This is a genomic window from Saccharothrix sp. ST-888, assembly GCF_000955975.1.
Lineage (GTDB): Bacteria > Actinomycetota > Actinomycetes > Streptomycetales > Streptomycetaceae > Kitasatospora.
Map to the genome: position 1 here is coordinate 13,530 of NZ_JYJF01000101.1, position 14,513 is coordinate 28,042.

Genomic DNA, 14,513 nt, shown 5'->3' on the forward strand with positions numbered 1-14,513 from the left:
GGTGCCTGCCGACGTCACCTGCGTCGCTGCTCCCGTACTGAGTGTGGCCTGCCCACTCGCGAGTGGCCACAACCTTGCTGAGTTACCCGGCGTGTCGGGCTTTCACCCGGACCCGCCCTTATGGCACGGTTGCCTGTTCGCCACGTCGCCGGTCGATGTCGCGCCCGAGTGCCCCGGTCGCCGTCTGACGGGCTGTCGATCCATTGACCAGAGGCTCAGGCTCCACGAACAGTACTCCATTCGTGGCATCCAGCGGGGCGGCTCGCCGCTCAAGTCTCCCGCGATTCACGGGAATCTCAAGGGCGGGCACTCCAATGGCCGACCCCCGATCAGTGGACGGTGATCATCTTCACATATATCGACCGCTCAGAACCGGATTTTCGCCCCTTGTGTCCTTCTTTGTGCAAGATGGAGGGACTTGTCGATGTCGAGTCGTACCGACCGAGGGATGTTGATGCCGCAGCAGCGCGAGCAGGGCGGGCCGCAGGCCACCGAGCCGACGACGACCGGACGTGCACGGATCGAACTGAGCATGGCTCAGGTCGCCGCGAGCGCGCTGGCGGCGGTGGTCGGCGCGGTGCTCGCCTCCGAGCTCGGCGTGTACGGCACGGTCCTGGGCGCGGCGGTGGTCAGCATCGGAGCCACCACCGGTGGCGCGCTCTTCCAGCACGTCTTCAAGCGGACCGGCGAGCAGTTGCGCAGCGCGGTCGACCGGGCACCGGCCGCCACCGTCAAGGGCCTGCGGCAGGTCCCGGCCGACGAGCCGGTGGTCATCTCCCCGCAGTGGAACGCGCCGCAGACCGTCCGGGCCAGGCGGCGCTGGACCTGGAAGACGTACTCGGCGGTCTCCGGGCTGATCTTCGTCCTGGCGATGACGCCGATCCTGGCGGTGGAGCTGATCGCGGACAAGCCGATGCACTCCATCGTCACCGGCGACGGCAACTCCTCGGGTACCTCGCTCAACCCGGGCCGCAGGCCCGAACCGCCGGCGCCCGCCGACCACTCCCCGGGCGGCGGGGGCGCCGCCGATCCCTCGGCCGTGCCCTCCACGACGCCGGGCGGCACCCCGGGGGCGACGACGAGCGGACGGCCCTCGCCCTCCCCGACACCGTCCTCGACCCCGAGCGGTTCGCCGTCCTCCTCGCCGACACCGACACCTACGCCGCCCGTGAGCCCGCCCCCGGCATCGAGTCCGGCCACCGGCTCCAGCGCCGACTCGGGTACGGGCGCGGGTACGGGCACGGCTGATCGGGTGGCCGAGACGCCGTCGGCCACCGTGGCCCCCTGAGCGCTACCGCTTCTACTCGCCGAGGACCCGGCGCAGATAGTCGTTGGCGAACAGCCGTCCGGGGTCGAGCCGGTCGCGCAGCGCGGTGAAGTCGCCGAAGTGCGGGTAGACCGAGGCGAGGTACTCGGCGTCCCTGGTGTGCAGCTTGCCCCAGTGCGGGCGGCCCCGGTGGGCGGTCATCAGGCGCTCGACCTCGGTGAAGTAGCCCTGTTCGGGGGTCCCCCGGTAGAGGTGGACGGCGATGTAGACGGTGTCCCGGCCGCTCGCGGTGGAGAGCCAGAGGTCGTCGGCGGGCGCTGTCCGTACCTCGACCGGGAAGCTGATCCGCCAGTTCGAGCGTTCGATCAGCGCCTTCAGTTCACGCAGCACGGTGGTGGCCGCCTCGCGCGGCACGGCGTACTCCATCTCGACGAAGCGCACCTTGCGGGGGCTGGTGAACACCTTGTACGCGAGATCGGTGTAGGTCCGCTCGGACCAGGCCCGCCCGGCGAGCTGGGCGATGGCCGGGACGGTGGCCGGAATGCTCCGGCCGATCCGGCAGACACCCTCCCAGACGGTGTTGGAGAGGAAGTCGTCCTCCAGCCAGGCCTTGACCGGCGACAGCGGCCGGGCCGGGCCCTGGCTGCGGTTGTTGCGCTTGGTGGAGCAGAGCTCGGTGTGCGGGAACCAGTAGAACTCGAAGTGCTCGTTGACGGTCGCGAGCTCCTCGAAGCGGTCCAGCACCTCGTCGAAGCGCATCGGCTGCTCGTGGGCGGTCAGCAGGAAGGCCGGTTCGACGCCGAAGGTGAGCGCGCTGACCACGCCGAGTGCGCCGAGGCCCAGCCGGGCGCCCTGGAACAGCTCGGGATCCTCGGCCGGCGAGCAGGTCCGGACGCTGCCGTCGGCCAGTACGATCTCCACCGCCCTGATCTGGGCGGCCAGCGAACCGGAGTCGCGGCCGGTGCCGTGGGTGCCGGTGCTGGTGGCCCCGGCGACGGTCTGCACCTCGATGTCGCCCATGTTGGTGAGCGAGAGGCCCGCCGCCGCGAGCAGCCGGTTGAGGGCGGCGAGCGGCAGGCCGGACTCCACGGTGACCGTCCCGGCCGCACGGTTCAGCTCGCGTACGGCGGTCAGCGCGGTGGGCGCGACCAGGACGCCGTCCCCGGCGGCGGCTATCGCGGTGAAGGAGTGGCCCGAACCGACCGCCTTGACCGTCCGACCTTCCTCGGCGGCCCGGAGGATCTCCTCGGCCAGCTCGGCGGTCGAGGCCGGGGCGACCACCCGGGTGGGGCGGGCGCTCTGGTTTCCGGCCCAGTTGCTCCAGCGGGTGGTACTGGCCTGCGGCATACGGGTGCCTCCTGCTCCGGTGCCGGGACGGCTGGTCCCGAGCACGTCCTACCACTGAGTAGGGGGGAGCGTAGCCACTCGTCCGACCCAGGTCCATGGGTCGTCCACCGGCTGTCCGACGCCTTCTGACAGCCGTCGGCACGGTGCCCCGAAGGGGGGAACCGTGCCGACCGGGCGCATTGGGGCTCAGTGCTGGAGGGCCGCCTCCGCAGGAACGGTTCCGCCGGCCGCGGCCAGGCCGGAGCGCAGCCGGCGCAGCCCGGCGAGGGCCGTGAGAGCGCCGAAGAGGCCGGCGCCGACCGGTACCCAGTACCCGGCGGGGGCGCCCGCGGCGTCCACCACCCAGCCCGCGACCGAGGACCCGAGCGCGACGCCCAGCGCGAGCCCGGTGGTGGTCCAGGTCATGCCCTCGGTCAGCTGGGTGGCCGGAACCAGCCGCTCGACCAGGGCCATGGCCGTGATCAGGGTCGGCGAGATGGCGATACCGGCCACGAAGAGCGCGGCGCCGACCGCGAGCAGACCGGCGCTGCCGCGCAGCCAGGCGGCGGCCAGCAGCGGCACCACCATGCTGACCGCCATCACGGCGACCCCGCCGAGGAAGCGGCCGGCCATCGAACCGTTGAGCTTCAACGTCCCGAAGACCACCCCGGCCAGGCAGGAGCCGAGCGCGTAGACGGCGAGCACCAGGCTGGACAGGGCCTTGTGCCCCTGTTCCTGGGCGAAGGCCACGGTCACCACCTCGACCGAACCGAAGATCGCCCCGGTGGCCACGAAGGTCAGGACCAGCACCTCCAGGCCGGCCGAGCGGATCGCCGATCCGCCCGAGCGGTGCGCGGCCGGGTGCACCGGCGGCTCGGTACGGCGCTGCGCGGTGAACAGCACCACGCCGCTGATCAGGAAGATCCCCGCCAGCAGCACGCCCGCCTCGGGGAAGACCGAGGTGGCCAGGCCGATCGAGAGGATCGGGCCGACGATGAAGCAGATCTCGTCCATCACGGCCTCGAACGAGTACGCGGTGTGCAGCTTGGGCGGCTCGCCGCTGTACAGGTGGGCCCAGCGGGCCCGGACCATCGAGCCGGTGCTGGGCATCACGCCCATTCCGGCGGCGGCCACGAACAGCGTCCAGTCCGGTGCGTCCAGCCGCGCGCAGAGCAGCAGGGCGACCGCGGCGACCACGGTCACCCCGGTGGCGGGCAGGCTCACCCGGCGCTGTCCGTACCGGTCCACCAGCCGGGACACCTGCGGGCCGAGCACCGCCGCCGACAGCGCCAGCACGGCGGAGACGGCTCCCGCGATCCCGTACGAGCCGCGCAGCTGGGACAGCATGGTGACGATGCCGATCCCGGTCATCGAGATCGGCAGCCTGGCTATCAGGCCGGCGGACGAGAAGGCCAGCGTGCCGGGGGCGGCGAAGATCTGGCGGTAACTGGACAGCACGCGGGGCTCCGCTGGAGATGGGGGTAAGGAACACAAGTCGCATGGACAGCTTACGAACTATGGCAAACGATTACTCGCCGGGCAGACCTGCCGCCGGGCGCCAACGGGGTGGTGGCAGGATCGGAGCCATGTCCGACTCGCGCACCCTCACCGACCCTGCGCCCTACGACGCGCTCCTCCTGCTCTCCTTCGGCGGCCCCGAGGCCCCCGAGGACGTGGTGCCGTTCCTGGAGAACGTCACCCGGGGCCGGGGTATCCCCAAGGAGCGGCTCGCCGAGGTCGGCAAGCACTACTTCCTGTTCGGCGGGGTCAGCCCGATCAACGGGCAGAACCGCGAACTGCTCGCCGCGCTGCGCAAGGACTTCGCCGAGCACGGCCTGGACCTGCCGGTCTACTGGGGCAACCGCAACTGGGCCCCCTACCTGGTCGACACCCTGCGCGAGATGGCGGGCGACGGCCACCGCCGCATCGCCGTCCTCGCCACCAGCGCGTACGCCGGGTACTCCGGCTGCCGCCAGTACCGCGAGAACCTCGCGGACGCCCTGGCCGCCCTGGCCGGGGAGGGCCTGCCCGAGCTGCGCGTCGACAAGCTCCGGCACTTCTACAACCACCCGGGGTTCGTCCGGCCGATGATCGACGCCACCCTGGCCGCGCTCGCCGAGCTCCCCGCCGCGGACCGCGACGGCGCCCACCTCGCCTTCACCACCCACTCCATCCCGGACGCGATGGCCGAAACCTCCGGCGCCCCCGACGACCCCGCCCGCGGCCGGCCCGGCGGCGCGTACGTCGCCCAGCACCTGGACGTCGCCCGGCTGATCGCCGCGGCCGTCGAGGAGGCCACCGGAGTGGCCGACCGCCCCTGGGAGCTGGTCTACCAGAGCCGCAGCGGCGCCCCGCACATCCCGTGGCTGGAGCCGGACATCTGCGACCACCTGGAGCGCCTGCACACGGCGGGCGTCCCGGCGGCGGTGATGGTGCCGATCGGCTTCGTCTCCGACCACATGGAGGTCAAGTACGACCTCGACACCGAGGCCGTCGCCAAGGCCGCCGAACTCGGCCTGCCGGTGGCCCGAGCCGCCACCGTCGGGGCCGACGCCCGCTTCACGGCGGCCGTCCGCGAGCTGCTCCTGGAGCGCGCCGCCGTCGAGCGCGGCCTGCCCGCCGAGCGCTGCGCCCTCGGTGCGCTGGGCCCCAGCCACGACGTGTGCGCCGTCGCCTGCTGCCCCAACCCGCGGGCTCCCCGGCCCGCAGTGGCCGAGATCTGACGCCCCGTCTGGCACCGGGTGCCGGGCTCGCGGGTCGGCCGTCCGCCTTCGGGCCGCCATGTCCGACCGCGAGCCCGGGACCGACCGATGGGCACCCGTCCGATCGCCGACATCCGCCGGAAGGAATCCCATGCCCAACCCCGAGCTGCTCGCCGAACTGCTCGACGTCGCCGTCGAGGCAGCCACCCGAGCCGGCACCCTGCTCCGCGACGGCCGCCCCGCCGACCTCGGTGTCGCCGCGACCAAGAGCAGCCCCGTGGACGTGGTCACCGAGATGGACCTCGCCTCCGAGAAGCTCATCCTGGAGCTGATCGGCGAGCGCCGTCCCGAGGACGGCTACCTCGGCGAGGAGGGCGCCGACCGTCCCGGCACCAGCGGCGTGCGCTGGGTGGTCGACCCGCTCGACGGCACGGTCAACTACCTGTACGGGCTGCCCTCCTGGGGGGTCAGCGTGGCCGCCGAGCTGGACGGGCAGGCGGTGGTCGGGGTGGTGGCCGTCCCGGCCAGGGGCGAACTCTTCCAGGCGGTGCTCGGCGGCGGCGCCCGCCTCGACGGCGTGCCGATCTCCTGCCGCCCGGCGCCGCCCTGGGGCCAGGCGCTGGTGGGCACCGGCTTCAACTACGTCCGTGAAGTCCGCGCCCACCAGGCACAGGTGCTGCTGGCGCTGATGCCCGAGGTGCGCGACATCCGCCGCGCCGGTGCCGCGGCCGTCGACTTCTGCGACCTCGCGGCCGGCCGGCTGGACGCCTTCTACGAGCGCGGACTCCAGCCCTGGGACATGGCCGCCGGGGTGCTGATCGCCCGCGAGGCCGGGGCGCTGGCCGGTGGACGCCCGGGGGAGGGGCCGGACGGCGGCCTCGCCGTCGCCGCCCCGCCCGGTGTCTTCGAGCAGCTCCAGTCCCGGCTGGACGCCCTCGGCGCCTGGCACGACTGACCCGCCGCACCGGGGCGCACCGCAGCTCCGACCGGCGGGCCGACTCCGCACGCCGATCGATCCCGCCGGGCACGCGCAGCGCGCACGTGCACCGGGCGGGTGCAGCGGGCAGGTGCAACGGGCAAGCGAAAGGCCCTGGCACACGGAAGTAGTGCCAGGGCCTGGATTTCAGCTGCCCCGGACGTTCTCGGGGTGGGTGGTGCGAACGTGCCGTGACCGCTGCGGGTCGGGTCAGGCGGCTGAGCGGTGGATCTCGCGCACCGGGTCGATGCCGTGCTCGGCGGCGAGACGGCGCAGGTCGTCCAGTTCGGACTGTTCGACCTCGGCCAGGAAGTCGTCCCCGGCCTCCAGTGCACGGTGGAGGTCCTGTTCGGTGTTCTGTATGCGCTGCAGGATTCCGGCGGTGAAGGCGTCCATACGAGCCCCCTTGCTGTGTCGGACGGGCACGGTCCGGCGTTCCCCGGCGACGGGGAGGACGGCGGTCAACGGAAACGCCCCAGCCGATCTGCTGCTCTCCGGTCGGGCGCGGAGACGGCCCTGGGCCGCTCCCGATGACACCTGATCCCCTGAACCGGTGCGGATGAACGCACGGCGGGTGGTTGCGATCGGCGCTCGGCCCGATCGCGGGTGTGCAGCTGTCCTCCCCACCGGCGAAGGCGGGAAACCTCCCGATCCGAGAAAGTTGCCCGCGTCACAGTCCAATCGGCAGAGCGTCCTACCGTTTCAAGCCGTCCGGTGCCGGGGCCCCGGCCGCTTACCGCTGCTTTACCGGCGGACCAGGCAGGATGGGAGCACCGTCGGATCCGTGTGCCGGCTCCCGGGCCGATGCCAGGCCGGGGACTCAGGACGCGTCGGCTCCGCGCCCGGCGCACAGCGGCCCGCTCGGGCTGGCACGGCGGGGCCGTTCAGAAAGAAGGGACAACCATCGTGCGGGTACTCGTCGTGGAGGACGAGCAGCTGCTCGCCGAAGCCGTCGCGACCGGCCTGCGCCGCGAGGCGATGGCCGTGGACGTGGTGTACGACGGTGAGGCGGCGCTCCAGCGCATCGCGATCAACGACTACGACGTCGTCGTGCTCGACCGCGACCTCCCGCTGGTCCACGGCGACGACGTCTGCCGCAGCGTCGTCGAGCAGGGCCTCGCCACCCGGGTGATCATGCTGACCGCCTCCGGCGACATCAGCGACCGGGTGGAGGGCCTGGAGATCGGCGCCGACGACTACCTTCCCAAGCCGTTCGCCTTCAGCGAACTCGTCGCCCGGGTGCGTGCACTGGGCCGCCGCGCGACCGTTCCGCTGCCGCCGATCCTGGAGCGGGCCGGCATCTCCCTCGACCCCGGCCGCCGCGAGGTGCTCAGGGAGGGCAAGACCGTCCAGCTGGCGCCCAAGGAGTTCGCCGTACTGGAGGTCCTGATGCGGGCCGGCGGCGCGGTCGTCTCGGCGGAGCAGCTGCTGGAGAAGGCCTGGGACGAGCACACCGATCCCTTCACCAACGTCGTGCGGGTCACCGTGATGACCCTGCGCCGCAAGCTCGGCGACCCGCCGGTGATCGTCACCGTCCCCGGCTCGGGCTACCGGATCTGAGCCGCCAGGGCCCGGACCGGTACGGCCCGGGCCACCGGGATCGGCCACCCGCCGACCCCTTCCCGTACCACCTCAGAGCGCATCGCCCGGAGAGGAACGTCATGACCACCCCGCCCCCCGCCGGCGGGGCCCCCGGCACGCCTGCCGGCGGCCCGGTCCCAGTACCGCCCAGACCGGCCCACTCGCCGGCCACCGCCGTGCAGCAGCCCGCCCGCGGGTCCGAGCACGGCACGCCCTACACCCCCGGTGACGGCCTGCTCAGCTGGCTCCAGCTGCGGCCGACCATCCGGATCAGACTCACCCTGCTGTACGGCGGGATGTTCCTGATGGCCGGAGTCGTCCTGCTGGTGCTGATGTACTTCTTCGTCCGGCAGGCCTTCCACGACGCCCTGCTGCCGACCTTCGGGTTCGACCAGGGCGGTGCCACCGTCAACGGCCGGGTGGTGACCTCCCAGCAGTTCAACGACCAGCTGGTCCAGATGCAGGAGCTCAAGTCCAACGCGGCGCTGACCGTCCTGCTGCGCAAGTCGTTGACGGTGCTGGTGTGTCTGGCGGTGATCGCTTTCGTGGCGGGGTATGCGATGGCGGGGCGGGTGCTGCGTCCGCTGGGCCGGATCACCCGGACGGCTCGTGAGGTGGCGTCCTCGGATCTGCATCGGCGGATCCAGCTGGACGGGCCGGACGACGAGCTGAAGGAGCTGGCGGACACGTTCGACGAGATGCTGGACCGGCTGGACCGGTCGTTCGATTCGCAGCGGCGGTTTGTGGCCAATGCGTCGCACGAGTTGCGGACTCCGCTGGCGATCAATCGGACGTTGCTGGAGGTGCAGCTGTCGGACCCGAACGCGTCGCTGGATCTGCAGCAGCTGGGTCGGACGCTGTTGGCGACCAATGAGCGCAGTGAGCAGTTGGTGGAGGGGCTGCTGTTGCTGGCGCGCAGTGACAACGAGCTGACCGATCGGCGGCCGGTGGAGTTGTCGGAGGTGGCGTTGCGGGCGCTGGAGCAGATCAGGTCGGAGGCGGGGAGCCGGGAGGTGGAGCTGCGTTCGACGTTGACGCCGGTGGCGGTGTCGGGAAACGGGGTGCTGCTGGAGCGGATCGCGTTGAATCTGCTGCAGAACGCGGTGCGGTACAACGTGGCGGACGGCTGGGTGGAGATCACGACGACGGTGGTGGCGGGTGGGGCGGGTGAGCTGGTGGTGAGCAATACCGGTCCGGTGGTGCCGGGGTACGAGCTGGAGCACATCTTCGAGCCGTTCCGCCGGGTGAAGGGTGCCGACCGCACCCGCAGTGACAAGGGGGTGGGTCTGGGCCTGTCCATCGTCCGTTCGGTGGTCCGGGCGCACGGTGGGGCCATCGAGGCCACTGCGCGCTCCGGAGGCGGCCTCACCATCCGGGTACGCATCCCCGGAGCCTGACCCTCCCCGCAGGCCGCTGGGCGGCCGCCTGTGCCCTCCGGGGCCCGCACCCCGCCGTACCCGGGCCCGATTCACTCCGTGCGCGGACCATCAACCGCCGCCCCTGCCAGGTTCGTCAAGACGACATAAGCCCTGGCAGGGGCGGCTTGTCTTTTGCCGCCGGAACAACTTACGGTTACGTAACCTACGCAGCCGTAAGTGAGTCGCCTCTGGCCCGGCTCCGTCCGGCCCCGGCCCCGGTCCCGCCCCCAAGCGGGCCCCGCCCCGGCTCTCAGTGCGTCCCACCCGTCCCTGCCCGCCCTCAGGAGCACCAGCCGTGACCATCGCACCCGTGCAGCGCCCAGCCTCGAACGCCTGGACCGACGCCAAGCTGATCCTCGCGCTGGAGGAGGTGGTGGAGACCGAGCTCGACCGCCACCTGAAGGTCGCCAAGGAGTGGATGCCCCACGAGTTCGTCCCGTGGAGCCAGGGCCGCGACTTCGACGGTGTGCTCGGTGGCGAGGCCTGGTCGATAGAGCAGTCGAAGATCACCCCGCTGGGGCGGATCTCGCTGGTCGTCAACCTGCTGACCGAGGACAACCTCCCGAGCTACCACCACGAGATCGCCACCATGTTCGGCCGTGAGGGCGCCTGGGGCACCTGGGTGCACCGCTGGACCGCCGAGGAGGGCCGCCACGGCATCGCGATCCGCGACTACCTGCTGGCCACCCGCGCGGTGGACCCGGTGGAGCTGGAGCGGGCCCGGATGGCGCACATGTCGGAGGGCTTCGAGTCCGACAACGCGCACAGCATGCTGCAGTCCGTCGCGTACGTGGCCTTCCAGGAGCTCGCCACCCGGATCTCGCACCGCAACACCGGCCACTTCGCCGGCGACCCGCTCTGCGACCAGCTGCTGGCGAAGATCGCCAATGACGAGAACCTGCACATGGTCTTCTACCGCAACCTGCTGAAGGCCGCTCTGGAACTCGCCCCCGACCAGGCGATGCGGGCCATCGCCGACGTGGTCACCAACTTCCGGATGCCCGGACACGGCATGCCCGGTTTCGAGCGCTCCGCGGTGCAGATCGCCGTCGGCGGCGTCTACAACCTCCGGATCCACCACGACGACGTGCTGCAGCCGGTGCTGCGCCACCTCAAGGTGATGGAGATCGACGGCCTGGGCCCGGAAGGCGCCAAGGCCCAGGAGGAGCTGGGGGTCTTCCTGGACGGCCTGAACGCCCAGGCCGTGCGCTTCGACGAACGGCAGGCCGCCCTGCTCGCCCGCCGGGCTGCCAACGCCGCCCGGAAGTGAGCCCGGGGTTCCGGCGACTCGGGTGACTCCGGTGGCTCTGGTGGCTCAGGTGACTCCGGGGCTTTCGGGGGACGCTCCGGGCGCCGTCCGGACACCCCCGGACGGCCCTGTCGGAGCCGCCGGGCAGGTGACATCAGGCGGGCGATTTCCCCGATTTTTGCCCGAAAAGTCCCAGATGTGACCAAGCTCACATCTGAACGCGTGACACGACTACTTGATTGCTCACCGTGATCGCCGGATCGCCTGCCGACTCGGCCGGCGGCATCCGGAGGTCAGCTGTGGAGATTTGTCGACCTTACGTCAATGACCCTGCTGACAAGGGGAGTTACCGCCGGAGCGGGGGCGTTCGACCCGGTCGGTGCGGCGGGTCGGCGGGCCTTGGCGGAGCGGTTCGGCGGCGCTGGGTGAGACACTCGGAACCGTACTCAATCACTCCAACGGCTCCGCCGCTGGGTGTCGATTGAGTAACAAGGCTTGAAGTAAGGCACAATCTCCGCCTCGGGTCGGGCACAAGACCGACCCCCCATGCGTTACGTGCGCTGGAGATACCGCACACACCCAGAGGGGGAGAGCGAAAATGGCAACGGACTACGACACCCCACGCAAGACCGATGACGACCTCAACGAGGACAGCATCGAGGAACTGAAGGCTCGGCGGAACGAGAAGTCGGGCGGCAACGTCGATGTCGACGAGTTCGAGGCCGCCGAAGGCCTGGAGCTTCCCGGCGCCGACCTCTCGAACGAGGAGCTGTCGGTCCGCGTGCTTCCTCGGCAGGCTGACGAGTTCACCTGCATGAGCTGCTTCCTGGTACACCACCGCAGTCAGCTTGCCGGCGAGAAGAACGGCCAGCCGATCTGCCGAGACTGCGAATAGGCACCATGCGGGCATGCCCCGGGCCCGGCGGACTCCGTCGGCCCGGCAAGCCGCCCCATCCGGCCCTGCGCGCCTCGGCCGGAGGCAGAAACCGCGATCGCGCAGCCGATCGCACCGGCAGGAGTCCCCTGCACACGGCCCCCTTCACCGGAGTACCGGGACGGTCCCGCACCAGCGGAACCGTCCCTCCTCCGTTTCCGGGCCCGTACGCGTCACCGTGGGCCCTGCAGGCCGTCCGGCGCCCGCGTCGCCCGTCCCTGCACCCCGAGGGATCGGGTCAGCTCTCGGACCCCTGGCGGGCCTTGGCCAGCGCCGCTGCCAGCCGCTCCGGCGAGCGGGTCGACAGGTAGGCGTACGGCGTCGGGTCGCTCGGGTCCGTGATCTCGACCCGCAACGCGGTCGGGATGTAGCTGCGCAGCAGCATGAAGGCGCGCGGATCGGCCTTCACTCCGCGCCAGGCGACCGCCTCGGCCCGGTCCAGCGGGTGGGCCTCGCCCAGCGCCTCGACCGGGATCCTGGCCTGCCCGGCCACCAGTGAGCCCTGGACCACGCGGATCCGGGCCGAGCCGTAGTTGCTCAGTGCGGCCGCCGCCGCCACGATGCCGACGACCAGCCCGATCAGGGCGCCCACCGCGCTGAAGCGCAGCATGATGAGCGCGAGTGCGAGGCCGGTCGCGAGCGGGAGCAGCCACCAGGAGCGGGGGACGGTGAGGCGTTCGTCGTACATGCCCCCATTGTGTGCGCCGGTTACAGTCCGGTCGGCCCCGCCCCCGGGTGTCGGCGTCGTTCCGGTCGCTGTCGATGCCCTCACCTGCGCGTCCGACCTGTCCCGATTCGACCGTCCTGGATTCAACAACCTCCTGTCGGCCTTCGACTACCCGGCGGTAGGGTCGCGCCTGTGAACGGACCTGTCGCCTCCCCGCCTGCGCCGCAGGGCTCGGACGAGCCCGCTTTCGGCGCCACCGCCCTCTCCCCGACCACCCCGCCGGCCGACGCGGTGCTGCCGTCCCGGGCCCCCGAGGCTCCGGCCCCCGGCACCCTGCTCGGCTCGCACTACGACCACTGCTTCGGCTGCGGACCGCAGCACCCCCAGGGACTCCGGCTGAGCGCGGTGGCGGGGGAGGGGCTCGACGTCACGGCACGCTTCACGGTCAGGCCCAGCCACCAGGGCGGCCCCGGGCTGGCCCACGGTGGTGTACTGACCACGGCGATGGACGAGACGCTCGGCACGCTGAACTGGCTGCTGCACGCCCCTGCCGTCACCGGACGGCTGGAGACCGACTTCGTCCGCCCCGTCCCGGTCGATGCCGAGCTGTACATCCGCGCTTGGGTCACCGGTGTGCACGGCCGCAAGATCTACAGCGCGGCCGAGGGCCGGATCGGCGGCCCGGACGGACCGGTCGCGATCCGGGCTCAGGCACTCTTCATTCAGGTGAAGCTGGAACACTTCACCCAGCACGGTCGTCCCGAGGACATCAAGAAGGTCCTCGACGACTCGGATCTGTTGAAGCGCTCCAGAGCTTTTGAGGTGAACCCGTGAGCCCCTCCGCCCGCCCGCCGGTAGACGTTCTGATTACCCGGATCGACCCCGAGCTGCCGCTCCCGGCGTACGAGCACCCCGGCGACGCCGGTGCCGACCTGCGCACCACGGTGGACGCCGAGCTGGCCCCCGGGGAGCGCATCGTGCTCCCCACCGGCATCGCCATCGCCCTTCCCGACGGTTACGCCGCCTTCGTGCACCCGCGTTCGGGTCTCGCAGCTCGTTGCGGTGTTGCACTGGTGAACGCCCCAGGGACCGTCGATGCCGGGTACCGTGGTGAGATCAAGGTGATCGTCGTCAATCTGGACCCGCGCGAGGGGGTCAGCTTCCGTCGCGGGGACCGAATCGCCCAGCTGGTGATCCAGCAGGTCGAGAAGGCGCGCTTCCACGAGGTGACGGAACTGCCCGGGTCGGCACGCGCCGAGGGCGGGTTCGGATCGACGGGTGGTCACGCCGCGGTCTAGCATGCCCGCGGCTCGCAGTAGCCGAGCAGGTATTCGCTTCGGTCTTCGACCGGGGTCTTGGACCGGGAAGGACAGTGACCGTGTTCCGTCGTCGCCAGAAGAGCGAGGACGCTGTCGAGCAGCTCGCCGACGATGCCACCAGCGCCGACGAGACGGCCGATGGCGTCGAAGGTTCCGCCGACTCCGAGAGCGAGAACGTGACTGAGCAGGACCCGGCGGACCGGGTCGGCCTGCCGCCGGCTCCGCGCCCCGACGGACCGTGGGACATCTCCGAGCTGGAGAACCCGGAGGAAGGCCGAGTCGACCTCGGCGGCCTCCTGGTCCCCGGAGTCGAGGGCATGGAGCTCAGGGTGGAGGTGGCCGGCGACGCGATCGTGGCCGCCACCCTGGTCCTCGGCAACAGCGCGATCCAGCTGCAGGCCTTTGCCGCCCCCAAGTCCGAGGGCATCTGGGGTGAGGTCCGCGATGAGATCGCCACCGGCATCACCCAGCAGGGCGGACTGGTCGAGGAGGACGAGGGCCCGCTGGGCTGGCACCTCCGCGCCCAGGTCCCCGTCCAGCTGCCCGACGGCACCCAGGGCGCCCAGCTGGTGCGCTTCGTCGGCTGCGACGGCCCCCGCTGGTTCCTGCGCGGCGTGATCTCCGGTCAGGCCGCGGTGCAGCCCGAAATGGCCGGGATCCTTGAGCAGGTCTTCCGCCAGACCGTGGTCGTCCGTGGTGAGACCCCGATGGCTCCGCGCGACCCGATCGTGCTGAAGCTCCCCGAGGACGCCCAGATGGTCGCCGACGGTGGCGTCACCGAGGCCGAGGGCGAGGGCTCCCGCTTCGGCGGCACCGCACTCGACCCCTTCGCACGTGGCCCGGAGATCACCGAGGTCCGGTGATCCCCTTCGCCGACCGCCCTCGCCCGGAACCCCGGGCGGGGGCGATTTGCTTGTGGAGGGCCGCGCCCCGTACAGTTCCGGAGTCGCACCGAGAGGGGCGAAGAAAAGCGAGTCCGATGAATGAAACTCCGGAAAACGGAGCGGAAAACATCTGATAAGCTGGAAACACGAAAGAACGAAGCGCCCGGAGGGCCCGCTGGAAGGCGGCCTG

General features: G+C 71.4%; 14 protein-coding genes. 10 read left to right on the forward strand and 4 right to left on the reverse strand.

Features of this window, described 5'->3' with window-relative positions; genetic code table 11:
• The first annotated feature begins 424 nt into the window (after nt 1–424).
• Nucleotides 425–1,288: a hypothetical protein gene (locus UK12_RS41640; RefSeq protein ID WP_197085179.1), complete on the forward strand. Its 864-nt coding sequence runs from the start codon at nt 425–427 to the stop codon at nt 1,286–1,288.
• A 12-nt stretch (nt 1,289–1,300) separates the two neighbouring features.
• Here UK12_RS41640 and UK12_RS25905 read toward each other — a convergent pair whose 3' ends face one another.
• Together UK12_RS25905 and UK12_RS25910 are read right to left on the reverse strand one after the other, a co-directional pair.
• Complete coding sequence (locus tag UK12_RS25905) at nt 1,301–2,614, reverse strand: D-arabinono-1,4-lactone oxidase (protein WP_045305563.1); 1,314 nt, start codon at nt 2,612–2,614, stop codon at nt 1,301–1,303.
• 186 nt (nt 2,615–2,800) lie between these two features.
• Nucleotides 2,801–4,051 (reverse strand): MFS transporter, encoded by a 1,251-nt coding sequence (locus tag UK12_RS25910; RefSeq protein WP_045305564.1) that lies wholly within the window; start codon nt 4,049–4,051, stop codon nt 2,801–2,803.
• Between the two features lie 128 nt (nt 4,052–4,179).
• On the opposite strand from UK12_RS25910, the gene UK12_RS25915 reads away from it, so the two are divergent.
• Both UK12_RS25915 and UK12_RS25920 read left to right on the forward strand, forming a co-directional pair.
• Complete coding sequence (locus UK12_RS25915; RefSeq protein WP_045305565.1) at nt 4,180–5,316, forward strand: ferrochelatase; 1,137 nt, start codon at nt 4,180–4,182, stop codon at nt 5,314–5,316.
• A 130-nt stretch (nt 5,317–5,446) separates the two neighbouring features.
• Nucleotides 5,447–6,250, forward strand: coding sequence for an inositol monophosphatase family protein (locus tag UK12_RS25920; RefSeq protein WP_045305566.1), 804 nt, complete (start codon nt 5,447–5,449; stop codon nt 6,248–6,250).
• Nucleotides 6,251–6,481: 231 nt separating this feature from the next.
• Here UK12_RS25920 and UK12_RS25925 read toward each other — a convergent pair whose 3' ends face one another.
• Nucleotides 6,482–6,667, reverse strand: coding sequence for a hypothetical protein (locus UK12_RS25925; RefSeq protein WP_045305567.1), 186 nt, complete (start codon nt 6,665–6,667; stop codon nt 6,482–6,484).
• A gap of 510 nt (nt 6,668–7,177) precedes the next feature.
• Here UK12_RS25925 and UK12_RS25930 point away from each other — a divergent pair.
• The 4 genes from UK12_RS25930 (at nt 7,178) to UK12_RS25945 (ending at nt 11,414) form a co-directional block, all read left to right on the forward strand.
• Nucleotides 7,178–7,831 (forward strand): response regulator transcription factor, encoded by a 654-nt coding sequence (locus UK12_RS25930; RefSeq protein WP_045305568.1) that lies wholly within the window; start codon nt 7,178–7,180, stop codon nt 7,829–7,831.
• Nucleotides 7,832–7,932: 101 nt separating this feature from the next.
• Complete coding sequence (locus UK12_RS44560; protein ID WP_045305569.1) at nt 7,933–9,249, forward strand: sensor histidine kinase; 1,317 nt, start codon at nt 7,933–7,935, stop codon at nt 9,247–9,249.
• Between the two features lie 316 nt (nt 9,250–9,565).
• Nucleotides 9,566–10,540: an acyl-ACP desaturase gene (locus UK12_RS25940; protein WP_045305570.1), complete on the forward strand. Its 975-nt coding sequence runs from the start codon at nt 9,566–9,568 to the stop codon at nt 10,538–10,540.
• 577 nt (nt 10,541–11,117) lie between these two features.
• Nucleotides 11,118–11,414: a DUF4193 domain-containing protein gene (locus tag UK12_RS25945; RefSeq protein ID WP_045305571.1), complete on the forward strand. Its 297-nt coding sequence runs from the start codon at nt 11,118–11,120 to the stop codon at nt 11,412–11,414.
• Nucleotides 11,415–11,691: 277 nt separating this feature from the next.
• On the opposite strand, the gene UK12_RS25950 is transcribed toward UK12_RS25945, so the two are convergent.
• Nucleotides 11,692–12,141, reverse strand: coding sequence for a DUF3093 domain-containing protein (locus tag UK12_RS25950; RefSeq protein WP_045305572.1), 450 nt, complete (start codon nt 12,139–12,141; stop codon nt 11,692–11,694).
• A gap of 171 nt (nt 12,142–12,312) precedes the next feature.
• Between UK12_RS25950 and UK12_RS25955 the strand changes: the two genes are divergently transcribed.
• From UK12_RS25955 to UK12_RS25965, 3 genes are all read left to right on the forward strand, one after another.
• On the forward strand, nt 12,313–12,954 hold the full coding sequence (locus tag UK12_RS25955) for a PaaI family thioesterase (protein WP_082119950.1): 642 nt from the start codon (nt 12,313–12,315) through the stop codon (nt 12,952–12,954).
• The gene (dut, locus tag UK12_RS25960) at nt 12,951–13,418 is read left to right on the forward strand and encodes a dUTP diphosphatase (RefSeq protein ID WP_045305573.1); all 468 of its coding nucleotides are present in this window, start codon (nt 12,951–12,953) and stop codon (nt 13,416–13,418) included. Before UK12_RS25955 ends, dut begins: the two co-directional genes overlap by 4 nt.
• Before the next feature lie 80 nt (nt 13,419–13,498).
• Nucleotides 13,499–14,302: a DUF3710 domain-containing protein gene (locus tag UK12_RS25965; protein WP_045305574.1), complete on the forward strand. Its 804-nt coding sequence runs from the start codon at nt 13,499–13,501 to the stop codon at nt 14,300–14,302.
• The last annotated feature ends 211 nt before the right edge of the window (nt 14,303–14,513 follow it).